General features: G+C 72.7%; 15 protein-coding genes. 4 read left to right on the top strand and 11 right to left on the bottom strand.

The window, feature by feature from the left end; genetic code table 11:
- Window positions 1-319: 319 nt before the first annotated feature.
- The 6 genes from rplI to EKG83_RS46370 form a co-directional block, all read right to left on the bottom strand.
- Window positions 320-775 carry a 50S ribosomal protein L9 gene (rplI, locus tag EKG83_RS46395; RefSeq protein WP_033428225.1) on the bottom strand — a complete coding sequence of 152 codons (456 nt, stop codon included), beginning with the start codon at window positions 773-775 and terminating at the stop codon, window positions 320-322.
- 16 nt (window positions 776-791) lie between these two features.
- Complete coding sequence (rpsR, locus tag EKG83_RS46390; RefSeq protein WP_033428226.1) at window positions 792-1,031, bottom strand: 30S ribosomal protein S18; 240 nt, start codon at window positions 1,029-1,031, stop codon at window positions 792-794.
- A gap of 50 nt (window positions 1,032-1,081) precedes the next feature.
- The gene (locus EKG83_RS46385) at window positions 1,082-1,579 is read right to left on the bottom strand and encodes a single-stranded DNA-binding protein (protein WP_033428227.1); all 498 of its coding nucleotides are present in this window, start codon (window positions 1,577-1,579) and stop codon (window positions 1,082-1,084) included.
- A 14-nt stretch (window positions 1,580-1,593) separates the two neighbouring features.
- Window positions 1,594-1,923, bottom strand: a complete 330-nt coding sequence (gene rpsF, locus EKG83_RS46380; protein WP_084716066.1) for a 30S ribosomal protein S6 — start codon at window positions 1,921-1,923, stop codon at window positions 1,594-1,596.
- 126 nt (window positions 1,924-2,049) lie between these two features.
- Complete coding sequence (locus tag EKG83_RS46375; RefSeq protein WP_051764582.1) at window positions 2,050-3,027, bottom strand: trypsin-like serine peptidase; 978 nt, start codon at window positions 3,025-3,027, stop codon at window positions 2,050-2,052.
- Between the two features lie 95 nt (window positions 3,028-3,122).
- The gene (locus tag EKG83_RS46370; RefSeq protein ID WP_033428229.1) at window positions 3,123-4,139 is read right to left on the bottom strand and encodes a hypothetical protein; all 1,017 of its coding nucleotides are present in this window, start codon (window positions 4,137-4,139) and stop codon (window positions 3,123-3,125) included.
- A 151-nt stretch (window positions 4,140-4,290) separates the two neighbouring features.
- On the opposite strand from EKG83_RS46370, the gene EKG83_RS46365 reads away from it, so the two are divergent.
- Window positions 4,291-5,061 (top strand): deoxyribonuclease IV, encoded by a 771-nt coding sequence (locus EKG83_RS46365; RefSeq protein WP_033428230.1) that lies wholly within the window; start codon window positions 4,291-4,293, stop codon window positions 5,059-5,061.
- Window positions 5,058-6,521 (top strand): glycosyltransferase family 87 protein, encoded by a 1,464-nt coding sequence (locus tag EKG83_RS46360; RefSeq protein WP_051764584.1) that lies wholly within the window; start codon window positions 5,058-5,060, stop codon window positions 6,519-6,521. Before EKG83_RS46365 ends, EKG83_RS46360 begins: the two co-directional genes overlap by 4 nt.
- 98 nt (window positions 6,522-6,619) lie before the next feature.
- Here the strand turns inward: EKG83_RS46360 and EKG83_RS46355 are convergent, their stop codons facing one another.
- The 3 genes from EKG83_RS46355 to EKG83_RS46345 form a co-directional block, all read right to left on the bottom strand.
- On the bottom strand, window positions 6,620-8,188 hold the full coding sequence (locus EKG83_RS46355; protein WP_033428231.1) for a glycosyltransferase family 87 protein: 1,569 nt from the start codon (window positions 8,186-8,188) through the stop codon (window positions 6,620-6,622).
- 112 nt (window positions 8,189-8,300) lie between these two features.
- Window positions 8,301-11,222, bottom strand: a complete 2,922-nt coding sequence (locus EKG83_RS46350; RefSeq protein WP_228122456.1) for a transglycosylase domain-containing protein — start codon at window positions 11,220-11,222, stop codon at window positions 8,301-8,303.
- A 94-nt stretch (window positions 11,223-11,316) separates the two neighbouring features.
- Window positions 11,317-11,721, bottom strand: coding sequence for a DUF5318 domain-containing protein (locus EKG83_RS46345; RefSeq protein ID WP_170191764.1), 405 nt, complete (start codon window positions 11,719-11,721; stop codon window positions 11,317-11,319).
- Window positions 11,722-11,886: 165 nt separating this feature from the next.
- On the opposite strand from EKG83_RS46345, the gene EKG83_RS46340 reads away from it, so the two are divergent.
- Together EKG83_RS46340 and EKG83_RS46335 are read left to right on the top strand one after the other, a co-directional pair.
- On the top strand, window positions 11,887-12,432 hold the full coding sequence (locus EKG83_RS46340) for a PadR family transcriptional regulator (protein WP_033428232.1): 546 nt from the start codon (window positions 11,887-11,889) through the stop codon (window positions 12,430-12,432).
- A 29-nt stretch (window positions 12,433-12,461) separates the two neighbouring features.
- On the top strand, window positions 12,462-13,553 hold the full coding sequence (locus EKG83_RS46335) for an inositol-3-phosphate synthase (RefSeq protein WP_033428233.1): 1,092 nt from the start codon (window positions 12,462-12,464) through the stop codon (window positions 13,551-13,553).
- A gap of 36 nt (window positions 13,554-13,589) precedes the next feature.
- Here the strand turns inward: EKG83_RS46335 and EKG83_RS46330 are convergent, their stop codons facing one another.
- Entirely contained in the window at window positions 13,590-14,108 is a 519-nt protein-coding gene (locus tag EKG83_RS46330; protein WP_033428234.1) for a DUF4232 domain-containing protein, read from the bottom strand.
- A gap of 89 nt (window positions 14,109-14,197) precedes the next feature.
- On the bottom strand, window positions 14,198-14,926 hold the full coding sequence (locus EKG83_RS46325; protein WP_033428235.1) for an SDR family NAD(P)-dependent oxidoreductase: 729 nt from the start codon (window positions 14,924-14,926) through the stop codon (window positions 14,198-14,200).
- Between the last annotated feature and the right edge of the window lies 1 nt (window position 14,927).

The raw sequence follows: 14,927 nt of genomic DNA, 5'->3' as shown, positions 1-14,927 counted from the left end.
GGATGGCGCAGGCAAACGCACCTGTGGACAACCGGGTGGACAGCCTGGGGATGGTCGCGCCGACCTGACCACAGGGCTGGGGAAACCTGTGGACAACTTGGGTACAACTCGGTTCGTGACAGAAGTTTCAGCAGCTCAGAGGCTGTGGATAACTTTGTGGAAAAGTCCTGCGTCACACCGTCGGCGTGTCGCGCGAAACGGCTCCTTCGGCGTGTCGCGGACGGGGTGTCGGGGGAGTTGTCCACAGCCGGACGCGGGAAGGCGCCGCCCGACCGGGTGTCCGGTCGAACGGCGCCCTCTCGCGTGCGAGGTGCGCGGGTCAGCCCGCCGCGGAGACCTCGACGGGCAGCGAGACGGTGACCTCCGGGTGGAGCCGGACGTTCACCGAGTGCTTGCCCACGGTCTTGATGTGGCCCGACAGCTCGACGGACCGCTTGTCCAGCACGGGGCCGCCGGCGGCGCGCACGGCCGACACGACGTCGGCCGAGGTGACCGAGCCGAACAGCTTCTTCGAGCCGGACGCGGCCTTCGCCTTCAGCGTGACGGCGCCCAGGCCCTCCAGGGACGCCTTGAGCTCCTTGGCGTGGTCCAGGTCGCGCACGCGGCGCGTCTCCTGGGCCCGGCGGATGACCTCGACCTGCTTGGCCGCGCCCTTGGTGGCGAGGATCGCCAGGCCGCGGGGCAGCAGGTAGTTGCGGCCGTAGCCGTCCTTGACCTCGACGATGTCGCCGGGGCCGCCGAGGCCGGTCACGTCAGCGGTGAGGATGAGCTTCACTGTGCCGTCCCCCTTCTCAGCGAGCGGTCGAGGTGTAGGGCAGCAGCGCCATCTCGCGGGCGTTCTTGACGGCGACCGCGACGTCGCGCTGGTGCTGGCTGCAGTTGCCGGTGACCCGGCGGGCGCGGATCTTGCCCCGGTCCGAGATGTACTTCCGGAGCAGGGTGGTGTCCTTGTAGTCGATCAGGTTGGCGTTGCGGTCCTTGCAGAACGCGCAGACCTTCTTCTTGGGCTTGCGCACAGGCGGCTTGGCCATGTGTGAACTCCTGGGTGACGCGTGAAGAGTGGGAGTGGTCCGGTGCCGGTCTAGAAGGGGGGCTCGTCGGCGAAGCCACCGGAGCCGGCCGGGGGCGCGGAGCCCCACGGGTCGTCGGCCGGTGCGCCGCCGCCGCTGCCGCCGCGGGACGGGCCGCCGCCGAAGCCGCCGCCGCCGTCACCCCGGCTCACCTTGTTGACCTTCGCGGTCGCGTAGCGCAGGGAGGGGCCGATCTCGTCGACCTCCAGCTCGATGACCGTGCGCTTCTCGCCTTCCTTCGTCTCGAAGGAACGCTGCCGAAGCCGCCCGGTCACCAGCACGCGCGAACCGCGGGTGAGCGACTCGGCCACGTTCTCCGCGACCTGCCGCCACACGTTGCACCGCAGGAACAGCGCCTCGCCGTCCTTCCACTCGCCGCTCTGGCGGTCGAAGGTCCGGGGCGTGGAGGCGACCGTGAAGCTCGCCACCGCGGCACCGGACTGGGTGAAGCGCAGTTCGGGGTCGGCGGTCAGGTTCCCGACCACCGTGATCGTCGTCTCGCCTGCCATGGTCCGGGGAGCTCCTAAGCCTTGGCGGTGGCCTTGGCGGTGGCCTTGGCAGCCTTGGCGGGCTCGCGGCGCAGGACCTTGGTCCGCAGCACCGTCTCCTGGAGGCCGAGCTGGCGGTCCAGCTCCTTGACCGCCTCGGGCGTCGAGGTCAGGTCGAGCACGGCGTAGATGCCCTCGGCCTGCTTGTTGATCTCGAAGCTCAACCGGCGCTTGCCCCAGACGTCGACCTTCTCCACGTTGCCGCCCGACGTGCGGATGACGTTGAGGAACGTGTCGAGGGACGGCGCGATCGTGCGCTCGTCGAGACTGGGGTCGAGGATGACCATCACTTCGTAATGACGCATGTAGACCACTCACCTCCTGTGGACTCGGCGGCCACGGGCTCTCCGTGGCAGGAGGGTCGTCGCGTCAGCAACCCGTCCAGGGTAACAGGCCCCCGGAGGTGTCCCCCGCGGGCCCGCCGGCGCCGCTCAGAGCTTCCAGTCCGCGTAGTTGGCGAACACCGCCTCGGTGATCCGGGTGCCCCGGTTGTGGTCCCCGTGGCCGTACGCGTGCACGGCCACCCCGCAGTACGTCCCGCACCCGGAGGTGTGCACCACCGAACCGCTCTGGCCGCCGACGGTGTCCAGGTGGTAGGCGAGCTGGCGCTCGTAGGAGGCGCTGACGGTGCTGGTGGTGGACCACTGGGTGGCGCTCGCCCTGTCCTGCGGGTAGCCGGCGCTGCCGACCGCGGTGCCGTCCAGCGACGCCGTGGTCCAGCTCATGCCGTACCACCCGGTGGTGTTGCCGATCGTGCAGCCGAGCTTGAAGCCCGCGTAGTCGTACTCGGGGTTCGCGTTCTGGGTCCAGCCGACGACGCTGAAGGTGCTGCTCACCCCGCAGCTGCCGTACGGCGACGACGCGCCGTTGCGGCCCGGGTAGACGGTGAAGCCGGTGTTCCACGCCCCGCCGCTGCCGCCGGAGTGCACGCAGTGGCCCGCGGTGGCGACCGCGTTGGCCGCGTACAGCCAGCCGGTGCACCAGCTCGTCGCGCCGCCCGGCTTGGTGTAGGTGAAGTAGACGGTGGCCCGCGCGGGGTAGGCCGTGGTGTCGGTGACCTGGACGCGCTCGTCCGGCGGGATGATCGACCGGGCGGAGAGGTCGTCGGGGGCCGTGGTGCGCGGCCCGGTGCCGGTGACCGGTCGGACGCCGGCGGCGTCGGCGAGGTCGCCGGTGCCCGCGAAACCCGCGCTGTGGCGCCCCGAGCCCTGGATGCCGCGCCCCGAGCCCTGGATGCCGGAGGCCGACGGCGGGGTGTCCCGGACCCGCGGGCCGGTGCGGCCGTCGGCGGAGACCGGCGTGTCGGGGTCGAGCGGCGCGGTCCCGGCGGCCGCGGTGGCGGTCCCCGCCCAGGTCAGGGCGGCGGCGAGGGTGAGGGCGGACAGCGCGGCGGGTGCTCGTCTGGTCAACGGGGGTCCTCCGGGGGTCGCGGAGATGCCGACCCGGGCCACGCTGCCAGTCCCGGGCGGGGCCGGGCAGGGGCCAACAAGGGCGCCGGGGCGGCTCAGGCCACCGCTCGGCGCAGCACCCAGGTCCGCACGAGCGCGCCCGTGACGCAGGCCAGCATCAGCACCGCCAGCAGCACCGGGGCCGCCACCCCGCCGCCCATCCGGCCGACGCCCGGCAGCGCCTGCGCGTGCCCGGCGGTCTGCACGCCGTCCACGTCACCGGTGGTGGGCAGCTCGTAGCCGGGCCGGTAGCCGCTCACGCCGCCGCCGTAGCGCACACCGGGGGAGGGCGCGTACCGGCCGGGCACGGCGAACGGCAGGGAGCCGTAGTTGAACAGCGGCACGCGGCCGAAGTTGCCGCCCCACGGGTTCGCCCCGTACAGCGGCAGGTCGAGCGCGCCGACGCCGCCGACCGGGGTGAACGGGCTCTGCCTGCCGGGCGCGGTGCCCGGGTCGCCGGTGCCGGGGACGCCGCCGCCCGGCCGGCCGGTCTGCGGCGGCGTGCCGGGGGCGGGGGTGGGGGCGGGCTTGGCGCCGGGCAGGGTCGGCACGACCTGGCCCACGGCCTGCTGCGAGGCGTCCGCGAGCGCCTTGGACCCGTCCTGGACCGTGGTGGCGACGTTGTTGACCGCCTGCACGGTGACCGAGCACACCTTGGCCAGCTCGGCCTGCACGGAACCGGTGAGCGTGGTGATGACCGGGCCGAGCAGCGGCAGCTTGACCAGCTCCGCGTTGACCCGGTTCGCGATCTCGCCGCCGGTGATGACGCCCCCACCGACCGGGATCGAGCCGATCGGGATGGGCGGCAGCGCGGCGAACGCCTGCTTGAACGGCTCGGCCAGCGGCGGGCCCAGCAGCGGCACCGCCCGGACCAGGTTGACCAGCGGGTCGAGCACCGCGCCGGTGCCCAGCGCCAGCGGCGTGCCGGGCTCGCCCCGCACGGTGGCCGCGCAGGTGCCCACGACCACGGGCGCCGCGGCGGCGGCCGTCCCGGACCCGGTGGCCAGGCCCGTCGTGCCGACCGCGACCACTGCGGCGGCCGCGCCCAGCAGCCGGGTGAGCCGGGTCCGCATGTCTGGCCTCCTGACGTGCCGCACACCGTTTCCTACTTGCAAGTAACGAGCGTAGGTCCTGATGGTGACGCGAACCACCCCCTCCGGCCCACCAATTCCACATCGCCGGCGGCGCTCGTGGCGTTGCAGGTCCCGACTACCCTGCACAGTTATGCGCATCGGGGCCCACGTCCGCGACGACGACCCGCTCGGCGCCGCCGCCGAGCGGGGTGCCGAGGTCGTCCAGTTCTTCCTGGCCGACCCCCAGGGGTGGAAGGCGCCCGCGGCGCACCCCCGGGCCGACGACCTGCTGGGCTCCGACCTGGACGTCTTCGTCCACGCGCCCTACGTGGCGAACGTGGCCTCGCTGAACAACAAGATCCGCATCCCGTCCCGCAAGCTCGTGCTCCAGCACGCCGAGGCCGCCGCCAAGGTCGGCGCCAAGGGGCTGGTCGTGCACGGCGGCCACGTCACCGGCGGCGACGACCCGCTGGAGGGCGTGGCCAACTGGCGCAAGATGTTCGAGCGGCAGGCCGAGAAGGGCGGGTTCGCCACCCCGGTCCTGATCGAGAACACCGCGGGCGGCGACAACGCCATGGCCCGCACCTTCGACATGCTGGCCCGGCTGTGGGACGCGGTCGGCGAGTTCGGCGCCGGGTTCTGCCTGGACACCTGCCACGCGTTCGCCTCCGGCGAGGACCTGGTCGGCATCGTCGACCGGGTCCGGGCCATCACCGGCCGGATCGACCTGGTGCACCTCAACAGCTCGCGCGACCCGTTCGGCTCCGCCCGCGACCGGCACGCCAACATCGCCTCCGGCACCATCGACCCCGACCAGCTCGTGGCGGTGGTCGCCGCCGCCGGCGCGCCCGTGGTGGTCGAGACCCCCGACGAGGGGCAGGCCGCCGACATCGCCTTCCTCCGCGAGCACCTGGCCCGATGAGCACCACGCGGGAGGTGGCGGCCGCGGCCGGGCGCGCCGGGACCGGGACGCGGTTCCCGCGGTTCGGCCGGGCCGCGCTCGCGGCCGTCGTCCTCCTGTGCGGTGCGACGCTGTTCGTCGGCTTCCTCAACAAGGACCGCTGCACCGGCCCGGAGTTCGACCAGTGGGGCCGCAGCGCGCCGGACTACGAGCAGCGCAACAAGGCCGAGGTCTGCTACTCCGACATCCAGCACCTGTGGATCGGGCGCGACGTCGACCGGCACGTGTTCCCGTACGTGCACGGCAGCATCAACAGCAAGGGCGTGCTGGTCGGCGGCGTGGTCGAGTACCCGGTGCTCACCGGCCTGCTGATCTGGATGGGCGCGTTCTTCGCGCACACCGACGCGGCGTTCCTGCTGTTCTCGGCGCTGCTGATGGCGCCGTTCGGCCTGGCCACGGGCTGGCTGCTGGGCAAGCTCAGCCGGTGGCGGGCGCTGATCTGGGCGCTCGGACCGCCCGTGGTGCTCTACGCCTTCCACAACTGGGACCTGCCGGTCGTGTTCTTCGCCGTGGCCGCGGTGTACGCGGTGCACCGCGGCTGGGGCAGGCGCGAGCGGCCGCTGGTCGACCGCGCGGTGGTCGCGTCGGTGCTGCTCGGCATCGGGTTCGCGTTCAAGATCTACCCGGCGATCTTCGTGCTGCCGCTGTGCCTGTACGTGCTGACCGGCGGTCCGGGCGGCCGGGAGCTGCCGGCGGGCAGGCGGTTCGACCTGGTGGGCGCGGCGCGGGTGGCGCTCGCGTCGGTGCTCACCGTCGTGGTGATCAACCTGCCGTTCGCGGTGGCCGGGCCGGAGGGCTGGAAGGCGTCGTTCGAGTTCCAGGGCCTGCGGCGGGTCGACATCACCACCAACTCGATCTGGTACTGGTCGATGCGGCCGTTCATGCCCGACGCGACCATGCAGTCGGTGGTGTCGGTGCTGTCGCCGGTCGGCATCCTGGCCTCGTTCGCGCTGGCCTGCTGGCTCGGCTGGCGGCGCTACCGCAGCGAGGGCACCTACCCGTGGGTGCCGGTGTCGGCGGCCATGCTGTGCGGGTTCCTGCTGCTGCACAAGGTGCACTCGCCGCAGTACACGCTGTGGCTGGTGCCGATGTTCGTGCTGCTGCGGGTGAACTGGGGCTGGGTGGCGGCCTACTTCGTGGCGGACCTGGCGATGGGCGTCGGCATCTTCCGCTGGTACTACGCCATCGAGTTCGGCCAGCCGTCGGGCATCTACGACGGGTTCTCGGCGCAGGCCGTGGTGATCGGGGTGTGGGGCCGCGCGGCCCTGCTGGTGGCGCTGTTCCTGGTGTTCCTGCGGTCCCGGGTGACCTTCGCCGACCGCCGGCTCACCCGCCGCGCCCCCGCCCGCACCGCACCGGCCCAGGCCGCGCCCGCGCCCGCCCAGCCCACGCCCGCCCAGCCCGCGCCCGACGCCGACTGACGGGGGCGGCGCGGTCCGACCCCGGCCCGAGTCGGACCGGGGTGGCGCTCGGCCCCGCCCTGCTCAGCGGCCCACCACGACCCGGCAACCCGCCGCCCTCACCCCACCCCGGCGGCCACCGGCTCCGGCTCCCGCCGCGCGCCCCGGCGCAGCACGAACCGGTCCGGCGCCCCGTCGAAGAAGCCGCCGGTCGGGTCGTCGTCCCCGGCCAGCCGCACCAGGTCCCGCTCCGGCCGGTAGATCTCCCGCACCACCATCGCGCACAGCACCAGCACCGCGACGTCGCGCACCACCACCGCGCCCAGGAACCAGTCGATCGGCAGCCCCTTGTTCTCCGGCCCCAGGTAGAAGAACATCCGCGGCACCCACACCAGCGCGTCCACCGCCATCCACGCCAGCAGCGGCCGCCAGCGCGGCAGCGCGAGCACGGCCAGCGGCACCAGCCACAGCGAGTACTGCGGGCTCCACACCTTGTTCGTCAGCAGGAAGGCCGCCACCACCAGGAACCCCAGCTGCGCGAACCGCGGCCGCCGCGGCGCCGACAGGGCCACGTACCCGACGGCCGCGCAGCACACCAGGAACAGCACCGCGCTGACCGTGTTCAGCACCTCCGGCACCTGGCCCTGGGTCAGCCCCGGGTCGAAGCCCCGCCACCCGGTCCACTGCGCGACCACGTTGTACAGCGAGTCCGGGTCCACGCCGCGCTCGGTGTTGAGCCGGAAGAACTCCCGCCAGCCCGCCGGGTAGTTCAGCGCGATCGGCGCGTTCACCGCCGCCCACGTGACCAGCGTCGCGGCCAGCGTGGTGAGGAACGCCCGCAGCCGGGCCGACCGCAGGCACAGCAGCAGCAGCGGTCCCAGCAGGAACAGCGGGTACAGCTTCGCCGCGCCGCCCAGCCCCAGCAGCACGCCCGCCAGTACCGGCCGCCTGCGCGCCCACGCCAGCATCGCTGCCGTGGCGAACGCCGTGGCGAGCGTGTCGAAGTTGGTGAACGCGTGCACCACCACCAGCGGCGACACCGCCACCAGCACCGCGTCGTACGGCCGCCGCCTGGCCAGCTGCGCCACCGCGTACGCGGTCACCAGCCACGCCAGCGCCAGCCAGATCGCGGTGATGTCGAAGTACACGATCACGGTCATCGGGTTCGGCAGCCAGCCCGACTCCGCGATCACCGACCAGCCCTGCGCCATCCGGGCGTTGAGCAGCATGAACATGCCGGTCAGCACCGGGTACTCCATGTACCGGACGTGCGCGGTCGGCTTGCCCTCGTCGTCGACCCACGAGGTCCGGTAGGGGAAGGTGCCCGGCTTGTCCAACCGCTCGGCCGTGTAGAGCGGCACGGTGTCGGAGTAGCACATGGCGACGAACTGCCTGCTGCCCCGCCAGTCCAGCTGCACCACGCCGTTGTCGTCGACGTACTGCTGGATGCACGGCGACTTCTGGAACCACGCCAGCGCCAGCGTCACGACCGCGAACAGCAGCACCACCCGCAGCGGCGTCCAGAACCACTGCCGCCCGACCTGGGCGTGCCTGCCGACCGGCCCGCCGAGGACCCGGCTCGCCCCGCGGACGAGCGGCTCGGTCCACGTCGGATTGACCCGCTCCTCGGGACCGAGGGAGTCGGTGTCGTCGGCGTTCGCCTGCGTGTGCTGCGAAGGGCTGGCCACGGGCAGCGATGCTACGGGCACCGGCGGACGGTGGTTGTGAGGTCCACCGCTTCCGGGAACGCGAGAGGGCCCGACGCCTGGGCGTCGGGCCCTCCTCAACGCGGTGGCGCGGCTAGCCGCCGACCGGCGGTGCGCCGTTGCGGTTCGGCTCGGGGTCGGGCTCGTCGGTCGTGCTCGTCGTGCTCGGGCAGCCCACGATGCCGCACGGCCGGGTCGGCCGGGTCGGCGGGGCCTGCGTGGTCGTGGTCGGCGGGGCCTGCGTGGTCGTGGTGTTGTTCCGGTCGCGGTCCCGGTCCTCGTCCTGCTTGTCCGTGGTCGTGGTGGGCGGAGCGGTGGTCGTGGGCTTGGGCGGGTCCAGCCTGCCGATGGGGTTCGGCTTCGGGAACTTCTCCGCCGGCGTGCCCGCGAGCGCCCGGTCCATGAACCTCTTCCAGATCTGACCGGGCACGCCCGAGCCGTAGATGTCCCCGCCCGTCGGGGTCAGCAGCGGCTGGTTGCCGGAGTCCGTGCCCAGCCACACCGCGGCGGCGAGGGTCGGCGTGTAGCCGGCCATCCACGCCTTGGCGTTCTTCACCGTGCCGTGGAGCTCGTGCGTACCGGTCTTGCCGGCGCACTCGCGGTCCGCGCACGGGATCTTGCTGGACGTCGGGATGGCCTTGAGCACGTCGGTGACGTTGTCCGCGATGTCCTGGCTCTTCTTCGGGTCCGGGTCGAACGCCGACCGGGTGTTGTCGATGTGCGTGGCGACCGCGGCGCCGGACCCGTCGGTGATCTTGGCGATGAAGAACGGCTCGTGGTAGACGCCCCGCGCGGCGAACGTCGCGTACGCCGAGGTGATGTCGAACGGCCGGACCAGGGTCTGGCCACCACCGATGGAGATGTTGCCGTCCGGCGCGCCCTCGGTCTCGGAGACCAGCAGCTTCTTCTGCTCGCCGTTGACCTCCACCACCGGCGGGATGCCCGCGTCGAAGGCGGCCTGGGCGACCTTGCCGGTGCCGAGCTTGATGGCCATGTCGAAGAAGACGGTGTTGACCGACTTGACCATGGCCTCGCGGACGCTGCACTGCTTGGGCACGGCGCAGGCCACGCCCGGCGAGTTGCGCACCGGGTTGTCCTTGCCGCGGCCGGGGAACTCGCGCGGCGAGCTGCCGTCGTAGACCTCACCCGCGCCCTGGCCCTCCTTCAGCGCCGCGACGAAGTCGAACGGCTTGAACGACGAGCCGGGTTCCTGCAGCGTGCCGGTCTGGTAGTCCAGGCCGGTGGTGTTGCCGCCCCAGTACGCCTTGACCGCGCCGGTGGCCGGGTCGATGGCCGACATCGAGGTCCGCAGCTCCTCGCGCTGGCCCTGCATCACCTCGGCCACGGCGTCCTCGGCCGCCTGCTGCATCTTCGGGTCGATGGTGGTGTGCACGGTGACGCCGAGGGTCTGCGCCTTCTCCATGCCCCACTCCATCTTCTCCATCTCCCGCAGCACCTGCTGCTTGATGTGGAAGCGGGTCGGGGAGAGGTCGGACTCCTCCTGCAGCGGGGCCATGGCGGGGAACTGCTCGGCGTCCTTGTACGCCTGGTCGATCCAGTTGAAGCGGAGCAGCTGGCCCATCACGTACTCCCAGCGCTCCTGGGTGTACGCGGGCTCCTCGGAGCGGCCCGGGTTCTGGATCATGCCCGCGAGCAGTGCCGCCTGCGACGGCGTGACCTGCTTGAGGTCGTCGATGTCGAAGTACGCCTTGGCCGCGGTCTTGATGCCGTACGCGCCGCGACCGAAGTAGATGGTGTTCAGGTACGCGGTGAGGATGTCGTCCTTGTCCTGCTGCTTCGACATCTTGTAGGCCGCGACCATCTCGTTGAACTTCCGGGTCAGCGTCCCGGCGTCCTTGTCGGTCGCCTTCTTCACGTACTGCTGGGTCAGGCCCGAGCCGCCGGAGTCGCGGCCGGTCGCCTGGTACCACGCGGCGCGGGCGATGGCCCGCATGTCGAAGCCGACGTTGGTCTCGAACGTCGGGTCCTCGGCGGCGAAGACGGCCTTCTTGATCGAGTCCGGCAGGTCCTCGTACTTGACCATGGTCCGGTTCTCGCCCTTGGGCGTGATCTTGGCCATCTCGCTGCCGTCGGCGTACAGGATCGTGATGGTCTTCGCCTGGTCGTTGGCCACCTCGTCCGGGTTGGGCACCTCCACCACCTGGTAGGCGATGGCGAAGGCGACGACCGGGGCGAGCAGCATCAGGCCGAGGGTGATGTAGCTGGTCCGGCGGACGCGGCGCCAGATCTTCTTCCGGCGCACGGCACGGGCCTCCTCCTCGGTCAGCTCGTAGTCGTACTCGTCGTCCTCGTAGAACGGTTCGAGCTCGACCTCGTCCTCGCGGTGCGTGAGCAGCTCGGGCTCGCGGGGCGTGCTCTGGTGCACCGGCGGCAGCAGGTCCGTCGGCTCCTCGCCGGGGCGGCGCTCCGGGCCGGGGCCGCCGGGTCGGCGGGGACCGCCGGGACCGCCCGCGGGGGGACGGCCGCCGGGCGGCGGCACGGGACCGCCCGGGCCGCCGGGGCGGCGGACGCCGCCGGGGGGCGTGTTCGGGCGCTGGGGCGGGCCGCCGGGCACGCTGCCCGCGGCCGCGCGGCCGTCCGGCGCGCCGGGGCGACCGCCGGGACCACCGAAGCCGCCCTGGCCACCCGGGACGTTCGGGCCGCCCGGGACGTTGGGACCGCTCTGGCCGCCGGGACCGTTCGGACCGCCGAAGCCGCCCTGGGCGCCGGCACCACCGGGGCCGTTGGGGCGGCGCGGCGGTGGCTGCGGGCCCCCGCGCGGGGTGCCGCCCGGCGGGGTGCCGGTGGGCGGGCGGGGGGTCCCGCCGGGTGGCGTGCCGTGTCTCGGGCCGGGTCCGTCCGCGGGGGTGCGGGCGAAACCGCCGGGCGGGGTGCTCGGGCGCTCCGGCTGGTCACCGGCACCGCGGCGGCCGGGGTGCGCGCCGCCGTCCGGGTCCTCACCGGTCGGCCACTGCGGCTCCCCGCCGCGATGCCTCTCGTCGTGCTGGTCGTTCACGAAATGGCCTCCCAGACCGGCGTGCGGACGCACGCGGTTCGGTGGTCGTACGCCGTCGTTCCCGGGTGGAACGGCGCCCGCGGGCGGGGCTGGTTCACTCCGCCGCGGTCCTCCTGCGCGGCTTGTGGCTGTCCAGGCCGCGCGTTCCCAGGACGTATGACTGCACCAGGTGGTTCCAACTGCATGTCCGGCAAACCTCGACTACGTACACGGTGAACTCCTCGAAGAGGGTCGCCATGCGCGTCAGCTCCTCGGCGGTGCGCGCGGACCCGGCCGCGTGCTTGAGCTCGTCGCCGTAGACCCAGGACACGTGGGTGAGGGGTTCCCTGCGGCACACCGGGCAGGTCACGTCGCTCGGTTGGCCGTGGAACTTCGCAGCTCGCAGCAGGTACGGGCCGGCGTCGCACACCTCCATCGTGCCCACTCGACCCGCGTAGACCTCCGCCAGCAGCGCACGGCGCTGCAGGGCGTAGTCCACGACCTGGCGTTGGGTCAGCACCCGACCAGAGTACGTGGCGGCCCAACCCCTTCGATGGGCTGTTCGGGGCAGTGCCCGCCGATCGTGGCGGACTGTGGGCCACGCGACACTCTCGGAGCGCGGCGGGATGTATCGCACCGATATAGTGGGTCCACCCATCGGCGCTCACCGAGCGGAGGTGCTGAAGTGCTGGAGTTCGCGATCCTCGGTCTGCTGCACGAAGCGCCCATGCACGGCTACGAGCTGCGCAAGCGCTTGATCGAGCTGCTGGGGGCGTTCCGCGCGTTCTCCTACGGGACGCTGTACCCCACGCTGCGCAAGTTGCAACGCGGTGGGCTCATCGTCGAGGAAGTGCCCCAGGAGGACTCGGCTCGCTGGGGGCGCCGGGCCCGCAAGGTCTACAAGCTCACCGCGGAGGGCAAGGAGAGGTTCGCCGAACTGCTGGCCGACGCCGGCCCACAGACCTGGGACGACGACTCGTTCGGCGTCCACCTGGCGTTCTTCTCCCGCACGCCCGCCGACGTGAGGATGCGCATCCTCGAAGGCCGCCGCAGGCGGGTCGAGGAGCGCCGGGAGGGGCTGCGCGCCTCGTTATCGGCGACCGGTGAGCGGATCGACCGGTACACCCGGGAGCTGCACCGGCTCGGGCTGGAGAGCACCGAGCGCGAGGTGCGGTGGTTGAACGAGCTGATCGCCCACGAGCAGGCCGAACAGCGCGAGCGGGACGAATGACTCAAGCAGAACGAGAAGGAGGACTCGGCATGGGCGACAACCGCCGCACCGTTCGAGTGGCCATTGTCGGGGTCGGCAACTGCGCGGCGTCGCTGGTGCAGGGTGTCCACTACTACCGCGATGCCGACCCGGCCACGCGGGTGCCCGGTCTGATGCACGTCCAGTTCGGCGACTACCACGTGCGCGACATCGAGTTCGTGGCCGCTTTCGACGTCGACGCCAAGAAGGTCGGCACCGACCTGTCCGAGGCCATCGGCGCCAGCGAGAACAACACGATCAAGATCGCCGACGTGCCGCCGCTCGGCGTGACCGTGCAGCGCGGTCACACCCTCGACGGCCTGGGCCGGTTCTACCGGGAGACCATCGAGGAGTCCGACGAGCAGCCGGTGGACGTGGCGCAGGCGCTGCGCGACGCAGGGGCCGACGTGCTCGTCTCGTACCTGCCGGTGGGCTCGGAGGCGGCCGACCGCTTCTACGCGCAGGCCGCCATCGACGCGGGCGTGGCGTTCGTCAACGCGCTGCCGGTGTTCATCGCCTCCGACCCGGAGTGGGCGGAGAAGTTCCGCGCGGCCGGCGTGCCGATCGTCGGCGACGACATCAAGTCGCAGGTGGGCGCCACCATCACCCACCGCGTGCTGGCCAAGCTGTTCGAGGACCGGGGCGTCCAGCTCGACCGCACCATGCAGCTCAACGTGGGCGGCAACATGGACTTCCTGAACATGAAGGAACTGGAGCGGCTGGAGTCCAAGAAGGTCTCCAAGACGCAGGCCGTGACCTCCCAGGTCGACCGCGACCTGGGCAAGCGCAACGTCCACATCGGCCCGTCGGACTACGTGGCGTGGCTCGACGACCGCAAGTGGGCCTACGTGCGGCTGGAGGGCCGGGCGTTCGGCGACGTGCCGCTGAACCTGGAGTACAAGCTGGAGGTCTGGGACTCGCCCAACTCCGCGGGCATCATCATCGACGCGGTGCGCGCGGCGAAGATCGCCCTGGACCGGGGGATCGGCGGCCCGATCCTGTCGGCGTCCTCCTACTTCATGAAGTCCCCGCCGGAGCAGTACTCCGACTCGGAGGCCCGCGACGCGGTGGAGGCGTTCATCCGCGGCGACGTCGAGCGCTGAACCGGTGGCCCCACCCCGGTGGGGCCACCACCCGCGTCAGCCCGCGGTCAGCGGGCCGACGGTGACCCCGCCCGCCTCCGCGACCGGGCCGCCCGGCCACGGCAGCGCCGGGCTCGCGTCGTCGCCGGGCGGCGCGACCACCAGTGACCGCACCTCCCAGCCCCCGGGCGCGAAGGTCAGCGCCGCCACGGCCCGGCCGCCGGCCCGGAGCTCGACCACCTCGGGAGGCCCGCCCTCCCGCCGGGCCTCCCGGGTGGCGCCGTCGGCGCCGTCGAGGCGCACGCCGGGGAAGCCGCCGATCGTGCAGGGCCCGGTGCCCGCGTTGGTGAGCACGAGCCGCAGGCCGCCCGGCGCGGCGCCCTCGGTGGTGACCACGAGGTCGTCGCACTCCCCGTCGGGGGCCTTCTCGGTGGTCGTGCCCTTCTTCGTGGTCGACTTGGCCGTCGTCGACCCGCCCTTCGGCTTCCGCGACCCGCTCGACGAGCACCCGACCGGCGCGACCGCCGTCGTCAGCGCCACCAGGACCGCGATCCCCCGCCGATCCCCCGTGCCCACCCGTCCCCCTGGACCTCGATCGCCCGTTCGCCAGGTGAAGACGCGGTCGGCGGCCCGTCAGGACATCCCTGTGACGCTTCTCACCCGGCTCACCGCTTGCCCAGCCGGAGCGAGCGCCACGACCCGTCCGCGGTCCACCCGCCGTCCACCGGCAGGGCGACCCCGTTGACGAACCCGCTGCGCGCCGGGTCGGCGAGGAACGCCACCGCCTGCGCGATGTCGTCCGGCGAGGCGAACCGCCCCATGGGGACGTGCTCGGTGATGTCGTCGTCGGAGTAGTGCCCGCCCGCCTGGTCGGCCACGTCCATCTCGGTCTTGACCCACCCCGGGCACACCGCGTTGACCCGCACCCCGCGCCCGCCCCACTCGACGGCGAGCGTCCGCGTCATCCCGATCAGCCCGTGCTTGGTGGTGTTGTACGCGGCCCGGTCCGCCACGCCCCGGAGCCCCGCGACGGAGGCGATGTTGACCACCGACCCGCCGCCGCGCGCCAGCATCAGCCGCCCGAGTGCCCGCGTGAGCAGGAAGGGCCCGGTCAGGTTGACCGCCAGCACCCGCTGCCACTGCTCCAGGGAGGTGTCCTCGAACGCCCCGATGGCCGAGATGCCGGCGTTGTTGACCAGCACGTCGACCCCGTCCGCGACCGCCTCGGCGACCCGCGCCACGTCCGCGGGCGACGACACGTCGCCCACCACCCCGCCGGGCGTCTCCCGCAGGTCGAACCCGACCACCTCGAACCCGTCACCGCGCAGCACCTCGGCCACCTGGCGCCCGATCCCCCGCGCCGCCCCGGTGACCACCGCAACCCGTCGTCCCATG

It is taken from the genome of Saccharothrix syringae (assembly GCF_009498035.1).
Lineage (GTDB): Bacteria > Actinomycetota > Actinomycetes > Mycobacteriales > Pseudonocardiaceae > Actinosynnema > Actinosynnema syringae.
The sequence above is the reverse complement of the archived record's forward strand: the minus strand, read 5'-3'. Positions and strand labels throughout refer to the sequence as shown.